The sequence below is a fragment of the Rhodococcus gordoniae genome (assembly GCF_001646655.1).
Taxonomy (GTDB): domain Bacteria; phylum Actinomycetota; class Actinomycetes; order Mycobacteriales; family Mycobacteriaceae; genus Rhodococcus; species Rhodococcus gordoniae.
Window position 1 is genome coordinate 174,035 of record NZ_LPZN01000013.1, and the last position, 15,231, is coordinate 189,265.

15 protein-coding genes are annotated in these 15,231 nt (G+C 69.4%); 10 read left to right on the plus strand and 5 right to left on the minus strand.

Annotated features, from left to right (window positions below; all coding sequences use genetic code 11):
* Positions 1 to 45: 45 nt before the first annotated feature.
* Positions 46 to 1,419, minus strand: coding sequence for a mycothione reductase (mtr, locus tag A8G18_RS07710; protein WP_064063387.1), 1,374 nt, complete (start codon positions 1,417 to 1,419; stop codon positions 46 to 48).
* Positions 1,416 to 2,513 (minus strand): alpha/beta hydrolase, encoded by a 1,098-nt coding sequence (locus tag A8G18_RS07715; RefSeq protein WP_064063388.1) that lies wholly within the window; start codon positions 2,511 to 2,513, stop codon positions 1,416 to 1,418. The genes mtr and A8G18_RS07715 overlap by 4 nt, the downstream gene beginning before the upstream one ends.
* 186 nt (positions 2,514 to 2,699) lie before the next feature.
* Here A8G18_RS07715 and mqo point away from each other — a divergent pair, with 186 nt between their 5' ends.
* From mqo to A8G18_RS07735, 4 genes are all read left to right on the plus strand, one after another.
* The gene (mqo, locus tag A8G18_RS07720) at positions 2,700 to 4,226 is read left to right on the plus strand and encodes a malate dehydrogenase (quinone) (RefSeq protein ID WP_084421580.1); all 1,527 of its coding nucleotides are present in this window, start codon (positions 2,700 to 2,702) and stop codon (positions 4,224 to 4,226) included.
* 99 nt (positions 4,227 to 4,325) lie between these two features.
* Complete coding sequence (gene cobA / locus A8G18_RS07725) at positions 4,326 to 5,588, plus strand: uroporphyrinogen-III C-methyltransferase (protein WP_064063390.1); 1,263 nt, start codon at positions 4,326 to 4,328, stop codon at positions 5,586 to 5,588.
* A gap of 59 nt (positions 5,589 to 5,647) precedes the next feature.
* Entirely contained in the window at positions 5,648 to 7,069 is a 1,422-nt protein-coding gene (locus A8G18_RS07730; RefSeq protein WP_232284759.1) for an MFS transporter, read from the plus strand.
* Between the two features lie 72 nt (positions 7,070 to 7,141).
* The gene (locus A8G18_RS07735; protein WP_064063391.1) at positions 7,142 to 8,224 is read left to right on the plus strand and encodes an FUSC family protein; all 1,083 of its coding nucleotides are present in this window, start codon (positions 7,142 to 7,144) and stop codon (positions 8,222 to 8,224) included.
* On the opposite strand, the gene yaaA is transcribed toward A8G18_RS07735, so the two are convergent.
* Positions 8,217 to 8,960 (minus strand): peroxide stress protein YaaA, encoded by a 744-nt coding sequence (yaaA, locus tag A8G18_RS07740; protein WP_064063392.1) that lies wholly within the window; start codon positions 8,958 to 8,960, stop codon positions 8,217 to 8,219. The two genes, A8G18_RS07735 and yaaA, sit on opposite strands and share 8 nt — an antisense overlap.
* A gap of 53 nt (positions 8,961 to 9,013) precedes the next feature.
* Here yaaA and A8G18_RS07745 point away from each other — a divergent pair, with 53 nt between their 5' ends.
* Entirely contained in the window at positions 9,014 to 10,747 is a 1,734-nt protein-coding gene (locus tag A8G18_RS07745; protein WP_064063393.1) for a proline--tRNA ligase, read from the plus strand.
* Positions 10,748 to 10,866: 119 nt separating this feature from the next.
* Complete coding sequence (locus A8G18_RS07750; protein WP_064063394.1) at positions 10,867 to 11,526, plus strand: O-methyltransferase; 660 nt, start codon at positions 10,867 to 10,869, stop codon at positions 11,524 to 11,526.
* An 8-nt stretch (positions 11,527 to 11,534) separates the two neighbouring features.
* Here the strand turns inward: A8G18_RS07750 and A8G18_RS07755 are convergent, their stop codons facing one another.
* Both A8G18_RS07755 and A8G18_RS07760 read right to left on the minus strand, forming a co-directional pair.
* Positions 11,535 to 11,978, minus strand: coding sequence for a ferritin-like domain-containing protein (locus tag A8G18_RS07755; RefSeq protein ID WP_016933718.1), 444 nt, complete (start codon positions 11,976 to 11,978; stop codon positions 11,535 to 11,537).
* The gene (locus tag A8G18_RS07760; protein WP_172506035.1) at positions 11,975 to 12,466 is read right to left on the minus strand and encodes a hypothetical protein; all 492 of its coding nucleotides are present in this window, start codon (positions 12,464 to 12,466) and stop codon (positions 11,975 to 11,977) included. The genes A8G18_RS07755 and A8G18_RS07760 overlap by 4 nt, the downstream gene beginning before the upstream one ends.
* A gap of 156 nt (positions 12,467 to 12,622) precedes the next feature.
* Here A8G18_RS07760 and rimP point away from each other — a divergent pair, with 156 nt between their 5' ends.
* From rimP to A8G18_RS07775, 4 genes are all read left to right on the plus strand, one after another.
* Complete coding sequence (rimP, locus tag A8G18_RS07765) at positions 12,623 to 13,222, plus strand: ribosome maturation factor RimP (protein WP_064063395.1); 600 nt, start codon at positions 12,623 to 12,625, stop codon at positions 13,220 to 13,222.
* On the plus strand, positions 13,219 to 14,247 hold the full coding sequence (gene nusA / locus A8G18_RS07770) for a transcription termination factor NusA (protein ID WP_064063396.1): 1,029 nt from the start codon (positions 13,219 to 13,221) through the stop codon (positions 14,245 to 14,247). The genes rimP and nusA overlap by 4 nt, the downstream gene beginning before the upstream one ends.
* A 44-nt stretch (positions 14,248 to 14,291) precedes the next feature.
* The gene (locus A8G18_RS22340; RefSeq protein WP_084421590.1) at positions 14,292 to 14,600 is read left to right on the plus strand and encodes a YlxR family protein; all 309 of its coding nucleotides are present in this window, start codon (positions 14,292 to 14,294) and stop codon (positions 14,598 to 14,600) included.
* Between the two features lie 204 nt (positions 14,601 to 14,804).
* On the plus strand, positions 14,805 to 15,231 hold a 427-nt coding region (locus A8G18_RS07775; protein WP_209447008.1), incomplete at its 3' end, for a translation initiation factor IF-2 N-terminal domain-containing protein.

Genomic DNA, 15,231 nt, shown 5'->3' on the forward strand with positions numbered 1-15,231 from the left:
CAGGCCACACGGCGCTGACGAGGGTGCTCAAAGACCGGGGAGCGCTCAGAGACCGAGCAGCGCGTTCTCGACGAGCTCGGGCAGAGCGGGATGGATCCAGTACTGGCCGGTCGCCATCTCCCGGGCGGGCAGACCGAACGACATCGCCTGGATGAGCGGCTGGATCACTGTCGACGCCTGCGACCCGATGATGTGGGCACCGAGCAGCAGACCCGTGGACCGATCGGCGATCAGCTTGCAGAAGCCCTCGGTGTCCTCCATCGCCCACCCGTAGGCGACGTTCCCGTAGTCCTGGATCTTGACGGAGATGTCGTATCCCGCGTCCCGGGCCTCGGCCTCGGTGAGGCCGACGGTCGCGATCTGCGGATCGGTGAACACGGCCGACGGGACGAAGCGATGGTCCGTTCGGTGCAGACCCGCGGGGTCGCCACCCCACGCGCCGCGGAGCAGGTTGTGCTGCACGACCCGGGCCTCGTGGTTGGCGACGTGCTTGAGCTGGTAGGGCGACGACACGTCACCGAGCGCGAAGACCCCCGCCGCGGACGTGCGCTGGAACTCGTCGACCACGATGCGGCCCTGCGCGTCGAGCTCGATGCCGGCCGCCGCGGTGTCGAGCAGGTCTCCGTTCGGCTGCCGGCCCGTCGCGACGAGCAGAGCGTCGCCGCTCACGACGGTGCCGTCGGCGAGCTCGACCTCGACGCCGTCGCCGACAGGACGGAACTCCCGCGCGGGGTTGGCGAGGTGGACGTCCCACTTGGCGGCGGCCAGCGCGGTGAATCGTTGGGAGACGTCGGCGTCCAGATGCCGCAGCAGGCGGTCGGTCCGCGCCACCACCGAGACCCGGGTGCCGAGCGCCGAGAACACGTGGGCGAATTCCATCGCGATGAAGCCGGTCCCGAGGATCACGAGGGATTCGGGCAGTTTCGGCAGTCGCATGACGTCGTCGCTCGTGTGATATCTCACACCGGAGTCGAGCACGTCCTGCGGAATCGTCGGCCGCGAACCGGCCGCCACGACCACCTGATCCGCGGTGATCACCTCTCCGGTTCCGGTGTCGATGCGGCGCTCGCCGACGAAACGCGCGTGCCCGCCGTAGACCGTGACGTTCGCGCAGTCCTCGCGGCGGTAGCGCTCGCCGCCCGCCGCGATCGGATCGATACGGCCGAAGACCCGGTCGACGATGTCGTTCCACCGCACCCCGTCGACGGACGCGTCGACGCCGTACTTCGCCGCGTTCCGGATCGTATGGGCGACCTCGGCGGCGTAGACGTACATCTTCGTGGGGATGCAGCCGACGTTGAGGCAGGTGCCACCGAAGGTGCCTTGTTCGAGAAGGGCGACGCGCATCCCGTCGTAGCGCTCGTCGAGGATCGAATTCCCCGATCCTGTGCCGATGATCGCGAGGTCGTAGTGGGTCACGCGTGCTCTCCCATGGGTCGATGCAGTACGGAAACGGGGGCGGAGCCGGCGAAGTCGTCGGTCTCGGTGCCGGAACCGGAGGTCTCCGCCTCGGTGCCGGAACCGGAGGTCTCCGCCTCGTCCGCTCCGTCCAACCATTCCAGCCACAGGTCCAATTCCCGGAAGGCCACCGCGAGCGGGCCGGGGGTGGACAGGAACACGTCGTGGCGGGCACCGTCGATCGGCACGATCGTCGTGCGGTTCCCGAGGCAACCCGCCCATCGCGCGATCTGGCGGACGTCGAGTACCGCGTCGACCGTGTCGACACTCGCGTCGTACCGCGGAGCGGAACGCGAGGCGCCGGACCGCAGGATCAGCGACGGCACCCCGATGTCGAGTCCGCGGTGCAGTACGGAATGGCCCCGCCGGACCGCACGCAACCACCCGAACCGGATGGGGAAACCGGTGAGTGGCTTCCAGTCGAGGTCGTAGCGCCAGCCGTCGCTCTGCAGGCTGCGGCCGTAGCTCTCGGTCTTCGGCAGCGGGATCGGCGCCCGGGGCCGGAGCCGGCCGACGGCGTCGATGAGCGTCGTACCCACATTGCGCAGGTAGGAGGGCCCCTGCAGGTCGAACCAGGGGCTGTTCAAAACGAGACCCACGATGCCCGCCGCGGCCGGCCCACCGGGTCGGCGACCGAGCCGGTCGAGCCACAACGGCAGCACCAGCCCGCCCGTCGAATGGGCCGCCAGTAGCACACCGCCGCCGACCTCGCTGCGCACCACCCTCAGCGCCTCGTCGAGTTCGGCGTCGTAGTAGGCGAGATCGGTGACGAAGTGGGGGGTGTGTCCGGGTGCCCGTGAGCGACCGCACTTGCGCAGGTCGAGGGCGAAGAACCGGTAGCCGCGCGCCGCGAAGTGCTCGGCGAGGTGCTGCTGGAAGAAATAGTCGGTGAAGCCGTGGATGTAGAGCACCGCGCGGTCGGGCAGATCGGTGGTCGCCGGCTGGTAGCGCACCAGGGTCGCCGAGATCTCGCCTTCACCGTCGGGGTCGGTGCCCAGTGGCAGGTCGAGCTGCTCGTAGCCGTCTCCGAGGACGTCAGGACGCCAAGTAGTCACTATCACACCCTAGGTGTGTTCGCCGACCACCGCTCATGGGTACACAATGAGGTGAAATGAAACGCCGGACAACGCGCGGGTAACCTGTCGGTCGCATTCGCGCGCCGCGTTGCGGGACACTCACGCGAGACGGTACCTCCGTATTTCGGCGGCGCGTGCGAACCAGACAAGGAAGTCGATTTCCCAGTGTCAGAGAACGTAGTAGCGAAAACCGACGTAGTGCTCGTGGGCGCGGGCATCATGAGCGCAACCCTCGGTGCGTTGTTGCGTCAGGTGCAGCCCGACTGGTCGATCACCGCGTTCGAGCGTCTCGACGCCGCGGCGGCCGAGAGCAGTGATCCCTGGAACAACGCCGGTACGGGCCACTCCGCGCTGTGTGAGCTCAACTACACCCCCGGCAAGCCGGACGGTTCGGTCGACATCGCGAAGGCCGTGAACGTCAACGAGCAGTTCCAGGTCTCGCGGCAGTTCTGGGCGTACGCCGTCGACAACGGCATCCTGTCCGACCCGAAGAACTTCATCAACCCGGTTCCGCACGTGAGCTTCGTGCACGGCGCCGAGAACGTGAAGTACCTGCGTGCCCGCTACGACGCTCTCGCCGGCCATCCCCTCTTCGAGGGCATGGAGTACACCGAGAACCCCGAGGTCTTCACCGAGCGCCTGCCGCTCATGGGCAAGGGCCGCGACTTCTCCGATCCGGTCGCGCTGAACTGGACGCAGACCGGAACCGACGTCGACTTCGGCGCTCTCACCAAACAGCTCATCAACCACGTCGCGGCCTCGGGCGGCTCCGTCTTCTTCGGGCACGACGTCACCGACATCGCCAAGCAGTCCGACGGCAGCTGGATCGTGAAGGTGCGCAATCGCCGCACCGGCGAGTCACGCAAGGTCCAGGCGAAGTTCGTCTTCGTCGGCGCGGGTGGCGGTGCACTTCACCTGCTGCAGAAGTCGGGCATCAAGGAGATCAAGGGCTTCGGCGGCTTCCCCGTCTCCGGTGCCTTCCTGCGCTGCACCAACCCCGAGGTCATCGCGCAGCACAGCGCGAAGGTCTACGGCAAGGCCGCGGTCGGCGCCCCTCCGATGTCGGTTCCGCACCTCGACACGCGCGTGATCGGCGGCAAGCAGGGTCTGCTGTTCGGCCCCTACGCCGGGTGGTCGCCCAAGTTCCTCAAGCAGGGCGGCATCATGGACCTGCCCAAGTCGGTCAAGCCCGGCAACCTGATGTCGATGCTCGGCGTCGGTGTCACCGAACTCGGCCTCGTCAAGTACCTCGTCGGCGAGCTGATGCAGTCGCCCGCCGACCGCATCGGCACCCTCGCCGAGTTCGTTCCCGAAGCGCGTCTCGAGGACTGGGAGCTCATCGTCGCCGGCCAGCGGGTGCAGGTCATCCGCCGCAAGGGTGCGGGCGGTGTCCTCGAGTTCGGTACCGCCGTGGTCAATGCGGGCGACGGTTCGATCGCCGGCCTGCTCGGTGCGTCGCCGGGTGCCTCGACGGCGGTCCCGGCCATGCTCGACGTGCTCGAGCGGTGCTTCCCGCAGCAGTGGGCGGGTTGGCAGTCCAAGCTCCGCGAGATGGTCCCGTCCCTCGGCGTCAGGCTGTCCGACAACCCCGACCTGTTCCGTCAGGTGTGGGACCACAGCACGAGGTCGCTCCAGCTCGACGTCGTCTCCGACACCGTGGCCGAGGCGCCCGTCGAGGCCGCCGCGGTCTGATCCGATCACCGCACCTGTGGCCCGAGGCGATGCCCGGGCCACAGGTGTCCTGACGGTGGGTCCGACCGGCGGATTCGCCGCGACACGAGAGATGGGGAGATGCCCGTGCCCGCTGCCGCAGAGGACGAGACCAGCTACCTGGTCGGACTCGATCTCCGCGGACGCCGCGTCGTGATCGTCGGAGGGGGCAGCGTCGCGCAGCGGCGTCTCGGCCTGCTCGTCGCGTCCGGCGCCCGCGTCCATGTCGTCACCCGGGCCGCGACCCCCGTGGTCGAGAGCATGGCGACGAAAGGCCGCATCACGCTCGACCTGCGTGACTACCGCGACGGGGATCTCGACGGCGCGTGGTACGCCATGGCCTGCACCGACGAGCCCGAGACCAACGCGGCCGTCGTCGCAGAGGCCGAACGCAACAGGATCTTCTGCGTCCGCGCCGACAACGCCCGCCACGGCAGTGCCGTCACTCCCGCCACCGCCCGGTACGAAGGCCTCGCCGTCGGTGTCCTCGCCGGAGGCGACCACCGTAGGTCCGCCGCCGTGCGCACCTCGATCCGCGACGCTCTCGCCGGAGCGACCGTCACGGAGTTCGCCGACGCCGGACCGAAGCCGGTCGGCGTGGCTCTCGTGGGCGGCGGTCCCGGCGATCCCGATCTCATCACCGTCCGTGGCCGCAGGCTCCTCGCCCGCGCCGACGTCGTGGTCGCCGACCACCTTGCACCGCAGGAACTGCTCGCGGAACTCGATCATCACGTCGAGGTGATCGACGCCGCGAAGCTCCCGTACGGACGGGCGATGGCCCAGCAGATGATCAACGAGACCCTGATCGACCGTGCGAGGGCCGGCAAGTTCGTCGTCCGGCTCAAGGGCGGCGACCCGTACGTCTTCGGTCGCGGCTACGAGGAGCTCGAGGCCTGCACTGCGGCCGGGATTCCTGTCACCGTCGTCCCGGGCATCACCAGCGCGATCTCCGTGCCTTCCGCGGCAGGCATCCCCGTCACCCATCGCGGCGTCACCCACGAGTTCGTCGTCGTCAGCGGACACGTCGCGCCGGGACATCCCGACTCGCTCACCGACTGGGACGCGCTCGCGAAGTTGCGGGGCACCCTGGTCCTGCTCATGGCTGTCGAACGCATCGACCGGTTCGCCGATGCCCTGATCGCCGGCGGACGTCCCGCAGACACCCCGGTGGTCGTCGTGCAGGAGGGAACACTGCGCAGTCAGCGCGTGGTGCGTGCCGATCTGTCGACCGTCGCGCACCGCGTCCGCGACGAGGGCGTGCGCCCGCCCGCGATCATCGTGATCGGGCCGGTGGCCGGATTCGGACTCGATCCGCGGACCGGCTCCGACTCGGACGGTGGGTAACGTTGGAACACGTGTCAGCCACCTCGCATCCGTCGGCCACCCGCGCGGTCGCTCTGGCCATGTTGGTCCTCAGCGGTCTCCAGTTGATGGTCGTTCTCGACGGAACGGTCGCGAATCTCGCGCTCGCTCCGCTGCAGAGCGATCTGGGACTGTCGGATTCGGGTCGCAACTGGGTCCTCACCTCGTACGCCCTCGCGTTCGGCGGACTGATGCTCCTCGGCGGCCGCCTGGGCGACAGTTACGGGCGCAAACGCATGTTCATGGGCGGGGTCGGCCTGTTCACCCTGGCGTCCCTTCTGTGCGGGCTGGCGACCGGCGAAGCGATGCTCATCGGCGCCCGCGCCCTGCAGGGTGTCGGGGCCGCGGTCGCGTCCCCGACCGCTCTCGCGCTCGTTGCGACGACCTTCGCCGCAGGCCCGGCACGCAACCGCGCCATCGCGGTCTTCGCCGCCATGACCGGCGTCGGGTCCATCGCGGGACTCATCCTCGGTGGGGCCCTCACACAGGTGTCGTGGCGCTGGATCTTCCTCATCAACGTCCCCATCGGTGTGCTCATCGTCGTGCTTGCCGCGATCGCGCTGCGTGAGACCGCGTCCGAACGCCTCGCGCTCGACGTTCCCGGCGCGATCCTCGCGACGCTCGGCTGCACCGGTCTGGTCTTCGGTCTCACCGAGGGCCCCGAACTCGGCTGGTCGAGCCTTCCGGTGATCGGTGCTGTCGCCGCGGGCTTCGTGCTGCTGGGACTGTTCCTGCTCGTCGAGCGGCGGGCCGAGAACCCGCTGTTGCCGTTCGTGCTGTTCCGGAACAAGGACCGCGTCGCGACCTTCGTGGCGATCTTCTTCGCGGGTGCGGTGATGTTCAGCCTCGCGGCCTTCGTCGCCCTGTTCGTACAGGACATTCTCGGCTACAGCCCACTCTCCGCGGGCCTGGCGTTCGTGCCGTTCGCCTTCGGTCTCGGAGGCGCCGCCGCGGTGTCGTCGAAGATGGTCGCGCGGATCGAACCCCGCTGGCTGGTGGTCACCGGCTCGGTGATCATGACGGTGAGCCTCCTCTACGGATCGACGATGGACGGTAGCGTCCGCTACTTCCCGACCCTGTTCGTGCTGGTGCTCGTCGTCGGTTTCGGCGTCGGACTGGCCGTCGTCCCGCTGCCGCTGTGCGCGATCTCCGGGGTGGGTCCGCACGAGATCGGACCGCTCTCGGCGATCGCGCAGGTCGCACAGACCCTCGGAGGTCCGGTCGGCCTCGGTGTGATCGGTGCGATGGCCACCTCGCGGACGATGTCGCTCGGCGGTGTCTCGGGGGCCGTCGCCGGCATGACCGACGCCCAGCTCGTAGCCCAGGGCGAGGGTTACATGTTCGCGCTGGTCGGCTGCGCCGTCTGCGCGGTGATCGCCGGTATCGCGGCTCTGTTCATCCGCTTCACCCCCGAAGAGGTCGCCCAGGCGCAGGAAGCCGAGAAGGCCGCGCAGACGTCCTGATCCCGGGACCGTCGGCGCGGCGGATGAGTTTGTTCACGCCTGCCACGCGCGAACGCCGGGTACCCGACGCCCATGCAGGTCGGTGTTCTCGAACGGGGCAGATTCGTCGGATCGTGGATCGTCCGGGCCGTACGCGAGGCCGGGCACGAGCGGTACGTCGCCCTCCAGGCGTTCCGGTCGACGCTCGCTGCGGTCCTGGCGTGGCTCCTCGTCACCGAGGTGTTCCATTTCCAGCAGGCGTTCCTCGCGCCCTACGTCGCGGTCTTCCTCGTCGAGGCCACGCTCGTCCGCTCGCTCCGGCAGGCCGCGGTGCAGATCGGGGCGGTCGTCGCGGGTCTGCTGGTCGCGGTCGTCGTGACGCGGCTCGTGGAGTCGACGACCGCGGCGATCGGAATGGCGGTGGCCGTCGGCTACTTCGCGGGACGCTGGCGACGGTTCGAGTCCAGTGGCATCTGGGTTGCGATCACGGCGCTGCTGGTGATCGCCACCGGCGCCTCGGACAGTCCCGTCCTGCTGAGCGAACGCCTCCTCGAGACGATGATCGGGGCAGCGGTCGGCGTCGCGGTGACTGCACTGGTCTTCCCGCCCGTGTACTCGGCGGGCAAGGAGGGCACCGAGCTCACCGGCGAGTTGCGCGACCTGCTCCGGGACATGGCCACCGGATGCCGCGAGGGATCGTCGGGGTCCCGCGACTGGGTTCAGCGTGCGCGCGGCATCCACAGCTTCGTCCAGCGTGCCTTCGATGAATCGCGGTGGGCGCACGAGAGCGTCAGGTTGAATCCTCGCCCCGCCGCGGCCCGCGCCGGCGAACGGGCGCGTCGCTGGGACCGGACGCTCGACGACCTGTCGTCGGTGTCGAGCGCGGTCGAGGAACTCGCGCACGCTCTGGATCCGGTGCTCGGGGACGAGTTCGCGGAGTCCGACCGCCGGGACGTGCGGTCGGCGGTGGCCGCGGTGCTCGACGCACTGGCCGGGATGATCGAGGCTGTGGGGGCGGGTCGGGACGTCGATCCCGACGGGGCGTGCCGCCGGAATCTCACGGATCTCGAACGGTTCGCCATCGAGTCGGGCGACATGGTTCTCACGGCGCGGCTCGGCGCCGTCCTGCACTCGGCCCGTCGCATCGTCGCCGCGATGGGACTCGAGGTCAGGTGAGCACGACCAGCTCGGTGGGCGACTCCACCTCGACGCGCAGCCCGGCCTTCGATGCGACCCGCGCGAGGGATGAGATGTCGCCCGGTTCCGCCCGCGTGAGGACGAGGGCGCGGGCGAGCAGGCCCTTGTGGTGCTTGTTGAAGTGGCTGACGACCTTGCGGGTGCCGTCCGGCTGCTCGGTGAACACCGTGGCGGTGACCGCACCCGGGACGGGACCGAGTTGCTGGTAGACACCGGAGCGGAGGTCCACCACGAGGTCACCGTCGGCCTCGGCGACCAGTGCCTCGGTGAGTTCGGCTCGCCAGACGGTCTTGAGCGTGCCGAATCCGGGCAGTTTCGAGCCTCCCGACAGGCGGTAGGCGGGTATCGGATCGGCGGCCCGCACGGCGCCGAACAGTGCCGAACCGATCCCCAGACGCCGACAGGCCTTGTCCCGCTGGGTCTTCGTGAATGTCGCCGCGTCGAGCGCGTCGTACAGCACCCCGGTGTAGCGCTCGAGTGCCGGACGGGTAGGGGAGACCCACAGCTTCGCGTTGCGTTCGATCTCGTCGGCTCCCTTGGCGCCCAGCCCGAGCGCGCGGCTCGACGCCTCGGGATCGTCGGCGAGGTCGACGAGCGCCTGCACGAGCATCTCCCGCGTCTCGGTCAGCTGCGGCATCGACAGGTCGGCGAGATCGAGCGGTCCGCCGTCGCCGCCGTCGGACTTGGTTTCGGAAGGGGGGAGAAGCACCAGCACAACCGGTAACCGTACCGACGTCGCAGAAGGTGGCCACGGTAGGCTGCACGGTCGTGATCACCCGCATGTCGCATCTGTTCCTTCGTACCCTCCGCGACGACCCGGCCGACGCCGAGGTCGCCAGCCACAAGTTGCTGGTCCGAGCCGGATACGTGCGACGTATCGCGCCCGGTGTGTATTCGTGGCTGCCGCTGGGGCTGCGGGTGCTGCGGCAGGTCGAGCGGGTCGTGCGCGAGGAGATGAATTCCATCGGTGCGCAGGAGATCGTCCTGCCGGCGCTGCTGCCGCGCGACGCCTACGAGACCACCAACCGCTGGACGGAATACGGCGACAGTCTGTTCCGGCTGCAGGACCGTAAGGGCGGCGATTACCTTCTCGGGCCCACCCACGAGGAGATGTTCGCGCTCACCGTCAAGGGTGAATACAACTCGTACAAGGACTTCCCCGTCACGCTGTACCAGATCCAGACGAAATACCGCGACGAGGAACGTCCCCGCGCCGGCATCCTGCGTGGCCGCGAGTTCGTGATGAAGGATTCGTACAGCTTCGACCTCACCGACGAAGGACTCGCCGAGTCCTACCGGGCGCACCGCGACGCCTACGAACGCATCTTCACGCGCCTCGGGGTCGAGTACGTGATCGTCTCGGCCACCTCCGGCGCGATGGGCGGCAGTGCCTCCGAAGAGTTCCTCGCCGACTCGCCCGCGGGCGAGGACACCTACGTGCGATGCCTCGAATCCGGTTATGCGGCGAACGTCGAAGCGGTGAAGACCCTCGCGCCCGAACCGCTGCCGATCGACGGACAGCCCGAGGCGGTCGTGCACGACACCCCCGACACCCCGACGATCGACACGCTCGTCGCGGCGGCCTCGACGATCCTCGGGCGTGAGGTCACCGCGGCCGAGACGCTCAAGAACGTCCTGGTCAAGGTCCGCCGGCCCGGTGGCGACTGGGAGCTGCTCGGCATCGGTGTCCCCGGCGACCGCGAGGTCGACGACAAGCGTCTCGAGGCGTCGCTCGAACCCGCCGAGGTCGAACTGCTCACCGAAGCGGATTTCGCGGCGAACCCGTTCCTCGTCAAGGGCTACATCGGTCCGAAGGCGCTGCTCGCCAACGGTGTCCGCTATCTCGTCGATCCGCGGGTGGTGGACGGCACCAGCTGGATCACCGGTGCCGACGAGCAGGGCAAGCACGTCTTCGGTCTGGTCGCGGGTCGCGACTTCACGCCGGACGGAACGATCGAGGCCGCCGAGGTGCGCGACGGCGATCCGTCGCCCGACGGAGCCGGTGCACTCGTCTCCGCCCGCGGAATCGAGATCGGCCACGTCTTCCAGCTCGGCCGCAAGTACACCGACGCGTTCGCGGTGGACGTGCTCGGGGAGAACGGCAAGCCGGTGCGCCCCACGATGGGCTCCTACGGCGTCGGGGTCTCCCGCCTCGTTGCGGTGATCGCCGAGCAGCAGCACGACGAGAAGGGCCTGCGGTGGCCGGCGGAGATCGCCCCGTTCGACGTGCACCTGGTGATCGCGAACAAGGACGAGCAGGCGCGCGAGGGGGCAGAGAATCTCGCCGAGGAACTGTCCAACGCGGGGGTGGAGGTCCTGCTCGACGACCGTAAGGCGTCGCCCGGCGTCAAGTTCAAGGATTCCGAACTGCTGGGCATGCCGCTGGTCGTCGTGGTCGGCCGTGGATTCGCCGACGGCACGGTCGAGGTTCGCGACCGCTTCTCCGGCGAGGCCGAGGAGCTGCCGATCGGGGAGGTCGTCCAGCGCATCGTCAACCGCTGACGCTCCTTTCCGCCGACACAGGCGAACCCCGGTACCCCTGCGACCTGCCGTCGTGGGGGCACCGGCGTATGTGGCCGAAGACGCCCTGGCGCGTTGCGCGCCGAACCACAATGAGGTGCATGGCCGACAACTGGAGTGCGACCGACCACTACCTCACCGACACGCTGATCGGCGACGACCCCGCGCTGAGTTCGGCGCTCGATGCGAACGCCGCAGCGGGACTGCCACCGATCGACGTCTCCGCCCCGCAGGGCAAGTTCCTGCACCTGCTCGCGCGGATGCGGGGTGCCCGCCGCGTCCTGGAGATCGGCACGCTCGGCGGATACTCGACCATCTGGCTGGCCCGGGCGGTCGGGGCGTCCGGCCGGGTGATCACGCTCGAATACGAGCCGAAGCACGCCGAGGTGGCCCGCGCCGATCTCGACCGCGCCGGGGTCGGTGACCGCGTGGAGATCCGCGTCGGCCCCGCTCTGGACTCGCTGCCGGGCCTGGTCGCCGAGGGCCCCTTCGATCTGGTGTTCGTCGACGCCGACAAGGAGAACAACAGCAACTACGTGCGGGCGGCGCTCCGGCTGTCGCGGCCGGGCACCGTGATCGTCGTCGACAACGTGGTGCGGGCGGGCGGCATCACGGACCCGGACAGCGACGACGAACGCGTCCGTGCGTCCCGGGAGGTGCTCGAACTGCTCGCCCGCGAACCGCGCCTCGACGCGACGGCGCTGCAGACCGTCGGGACGAAGGGCTGGGACGGTTTCGCGATCGCCGTCGTGACCGAGTGACCTTCGGCTCAGGGCTGCCCGGGGAAGGCCACCGACGGCACGACTCCACGGCTCTGCCGCCAGCGCGCCGCCCGTAGGGCCGCTTCGGTGAGGGCGCCCACGGCGGTGGCCCGGGTGGACTCGCTGCGTGACCGTTCCACGACCGACCGCCAGGCGACCGCCGTGTCGCTCTCGATCTGCTCGGCGAGCTGGGCGGCGGACGCGGGGTCGGTCACCGGGAACGGCACGGTGTAGCCGGGGGCGGCGACCGGGGGATCGACGCTCGCGGCGCGCAGCGCTTCGGCCGTCGCATCACGTCGTGCGCGGTGCGCGGCGGTGTCCTCCGCCACCGCATCCGCGCGGGCGGGATCCGCGAAGGCCGCGATCACGCCGTATCCGAAGACCGCGGCGTGTTCGGCCTCGAGTGCGTCGACGAGAGCCTGCTGTTCGGAACCGGGTTCGGGGGAGCTCACGGCAACATCACCGCCGTCTGCACGGCGCAGGACGCACTGATCGAGGCGAGCAGGCCGGCGCGGTAACCCGAGAGCGTGCGTGCGAGATCCGCGGCTTCGCGCTGCGACCGGTTCAGCCGTTCACGGAGTTCCCCGACGTTCGGGAGCTCACCGGTGGGTGTGGTGGCGGTGGTCGACGGGGGAGTGAAACTCGTGGTGGCGCCTTCCATCCGGGCGATCTCGGTCTCGAGCGCATCGGCGTGGGCGGTCCGCTCCGCCGCGATCGTGGTGAGCGCTGCGGACAGCTCCGGCGACCGGGCGAGCAGCGCGGTGGCGATCGCGGCATCGGTGCGGGCCCGGGTCGCCTGGCCCGCCAGCGGATCGGGTTCGGCGGCATCCTCGTCGGAAACGCCGCACGCGGTGATCGTCGTGATTCCGAGCCCACAGACGGCGGCCGACGACCATCGCAGGACGGTTCGTCGGGAGACGGCGGGTCGGTCGAGTGGCATCGGCACCGGACCATCCTGCCAGTCGCGTCGCCGGGAGAAGGACGCCGCCCTGGTCACGACAGCACGAAACGCGGGTTAGGCTTGAAGTCTGCCGGTACGCATCCGTTCCGGCCCGCTGTCCGCTGCGACCACAACTGAACGAGGAGCCTGCCCGCCATGCCTGTGCCGCCCCCGGAGAGGATCGTCGAGCTCGTCTCCGATCTGCTCGCCAGAGAGGGATACGACCTCGAGGACGTGGTGGTCACGGCCGCCGGAAAGCACAGTACGGTGCGTCTGCTCGTCGACAGCGACGCAGGTCTCGGTCTCGACGAGGCGGCACGCCTGAGCAGGGTGGTCTCCGAGTCCTTCGACGAGGTGCCGGACTTCGGCGAGTCGCCCTACGTGCTCGAGGTCACCAGCCCCGGTATCGGTCGGCCCCTGACCGAGGCCCGCCACTGGCGGCGCGCCCAGGGCCGCAAGGCGAAGGTGGAACTGGCCGACGAGACCCTCGTCGCACGCATCGGCGAGCTCGTCGGAGACGAGATCAGGCTCGTGCTGCCCGATCGGTCCGGGCCGGTGGTCCGTTCGGTCCCGCTCGCCGCGGTGCACAGAGCGGTGGTGGAGGTGGAGTTCTCCCCGCCGCCGCCGAGGGAACTCGAGCTCGCGGGTGGGGTTCCGGACGGCCGGGTCGCGGCCGGGGAGCTCGCCGAGGGACTCGAGGACGAGACCGGCAGCGACGATCATGACGAGACGAACGAAACGAAGGTGGACAAGTGAATATCGAGATCGCTGCCCTGCGCATGCTCGAGGCGGAGAAGAACATCCCGTTCGACGAGCTCATCGCGACGCTCGAGACGGCCCTGCTCACGGCCTACCGGCACGTCGACGGACACCAGCCGCACGCGCGGGTCGTGGTCGACACGAAGACCGGCGCCATCCAGGTTCTGGCAGAGGAACGCGACGCCGACGGCAACCTGATCGCCGAGTGGGACGACACCCCCGAGGACTTCGGCCGGATCGCGGCGACCACCGCGCGTCAGGTCATCATGCAGCGCATCCGCGACGCCGAGCACGAACAGCGCTTCGGTGAGTTCGCGACCCACGAGGGTGAGATCGTCAGCGGCGTCGTGCAGCGCGACTCGCGTGCCAACGCCCGCGGCATGGTCGTCGTGAAGATCGGCGGCGAGACGAACAACGCCGAGGGGCTCATCCCGCCGGCCGAGCAGGTGCCGGGGGAGTCCTACGAGCACGGCGACCGCATCAAGTGCTACGTCGTGGGCGTCTCCCGTGGGCAGCGCGGCCCGCAGATCACCCTGTCTCGGACGCATCCCAATCTGGTGCGCAAGTTGTTCGCCCTCGAGGTCCCGGAGATCGCCGACGAGTCGGTGGAGATCGTCGCGGTCGCCCGTGAGGCCGGGCACCGCTCGAAGATCGCCGTGCACTCGACCGTCCCCGGTCTCAATGCCAAGGGTGCGTGCATCGGCCCGATGGGGCAGCGGGTGCGCAACGTGATGCGCGAACTCGGCGAGGAGAAGATCGACATCATCGACTACGACGAGGACCCCGCGAAGTTCGTGGGCAACGCACTGTCGCCGTCGAAGGTGGTGTCGGTCACGGTCGTCGACCCCGACGCGCGCGCTGCCCGGGTCGTCGTTCCCGACTTCCAGTTGTCCCTCGCGATCGGCAAGGAAGGGCAGAATGCCCGGCTCGCGGCCCGCCTGACCGGCTGGCGCATCGACATCCGCAGCGACGCCGCGCCCGCCGGAAAGGACGATTCCCACGGCGGCTCGACAGGCTCGTAGGAGTGGGATGCGGGATTCCGGGCAAAACAGCGGTACAGTGGTCGATGGTTCAGCATGACCTGTCCTCGAACGACGGGGAACGTGCCTCTACGGTGCGTACCTGTGTCGGATGTCGGCAGCGAAGGCTGACTGCCGAACTGCTCCGGGTGGTGGCGCGCGATACGGAATCGTCAGGTTTCGCCGTGATTCCCGATCCGCGACGCAGGCTTCCCGGGCGAGGTGCGTGGTTGCATCCCACTCCGGAATGTCTGGAACTGGCGGTTCGGCGTCGAGCATTCGGCAGGGCACTGCGCGTGACCGGGTATCCGGACACCACAGCGCTGGATCAGCTGGTCGGGTCCACGGCACAGTGATCACGGACGCATCGAGTCGGCCTCGGCCGGGTACGACGATCGTGGGAACGACGACGAGGAACACCAACAGTGACATCGCACTCTGAGAAGAACAGGCACGAACACTCATGAGCACACCGTGAAGCACCAGCGATGAACGTCCATCGGAGATAACCCGAGGTCGTGCGGGCAGTCGGCCGCTCGACCTCATCAGTGAGGAGAGCAGTGGCAGGCAAGGCCCGCGTGCACGAGTTGGCGAAAGAACTCGGTGTCACCAGCAAGGAACTACTCGCACGCCTGAAGGAACAGGGCGAGTTCGTCAAGTCCGCGTCTTCGACCGTCGAACCGCCGGTCGCGCGTCGTCTGCGCGAATCGTTCGGCAAGACCGAAGGCGACGGCGCAGCCGCTAAGGCTGCACCCACCCCCGCACCGAAGCCCGGTGCCCCCCGGCCGGGTCCCCGGCCCACTCCTGCGAGCCCGGCCCCCGCGGCCGAGACCGCGCGTCCCAAGCCGGGCGCGCCGAAGCCGGCCGCTCCCAAGCCGGCTCCGGCACCGGAGGAGAAGCCCGCGGCTCCCGCGCCGCAGGCGCCCGCCGCCGAGGCGGCACCCCAGGCCCCGGCCGCGCAGGCGCAGGCCCCCACCCCGACGCCGC

What these genes read in the sequence shown, in the direction of transcription:
- cobA (WP_064063390.1), top strand. Translation starts at nt 4,326, where the DNA reads ATGCCCGTGCCCGCTGCCGCAGAGGACGAGACCAGCTACCTGGTCGGA.
- A8G18_RS07730 (WP_232284759.1), top strand. Translation starts at nt 5,648, where the DNA reads ATGTTGGTCCTCAGCGGTCTCCAGTTGATGGTCGTTCTCGACGGAACG.
- A8G18_RS07735 (WP_064063391.1), top strand. Translation starts at nt 7,142, where the DNA reads ATGCAGGTCGGTGTTCTCGAACGGGGCAGATTCGTCGGATCGTGGATC.
- A8G18_RS07750 (WP_064063394.1), top strand. Translation starts at nt 10,867, where the DNA reads ATGGCCGACAACTGGAGTGCGACCGACCACTACCTCACCGACACGCTG.
- A8G18_RS07760 (WP_172506035.1), bottom strand. Translation starts at nt 12,466, where the DNA reads ATGCCACTCGACCGACCCGCCGTCTCCCGACGAACCGTCCTGCGATGG.
- rimP (WP_064063395.1), top strand. Translation starts at nt 12,623, where the DNA reads ATGCCTGTGCCGCCCCCGGAGAGGATCGTCGAGCTCGTCTCCGATCTG.
- A8G18_RS22340 (WP_084421590.1), top strand. Translation starts at nt 14,292, where the DNA reads ATGGTTCAGCATGACCTGTCCTCGAACGACGGGGAACGTGCCTCTACG.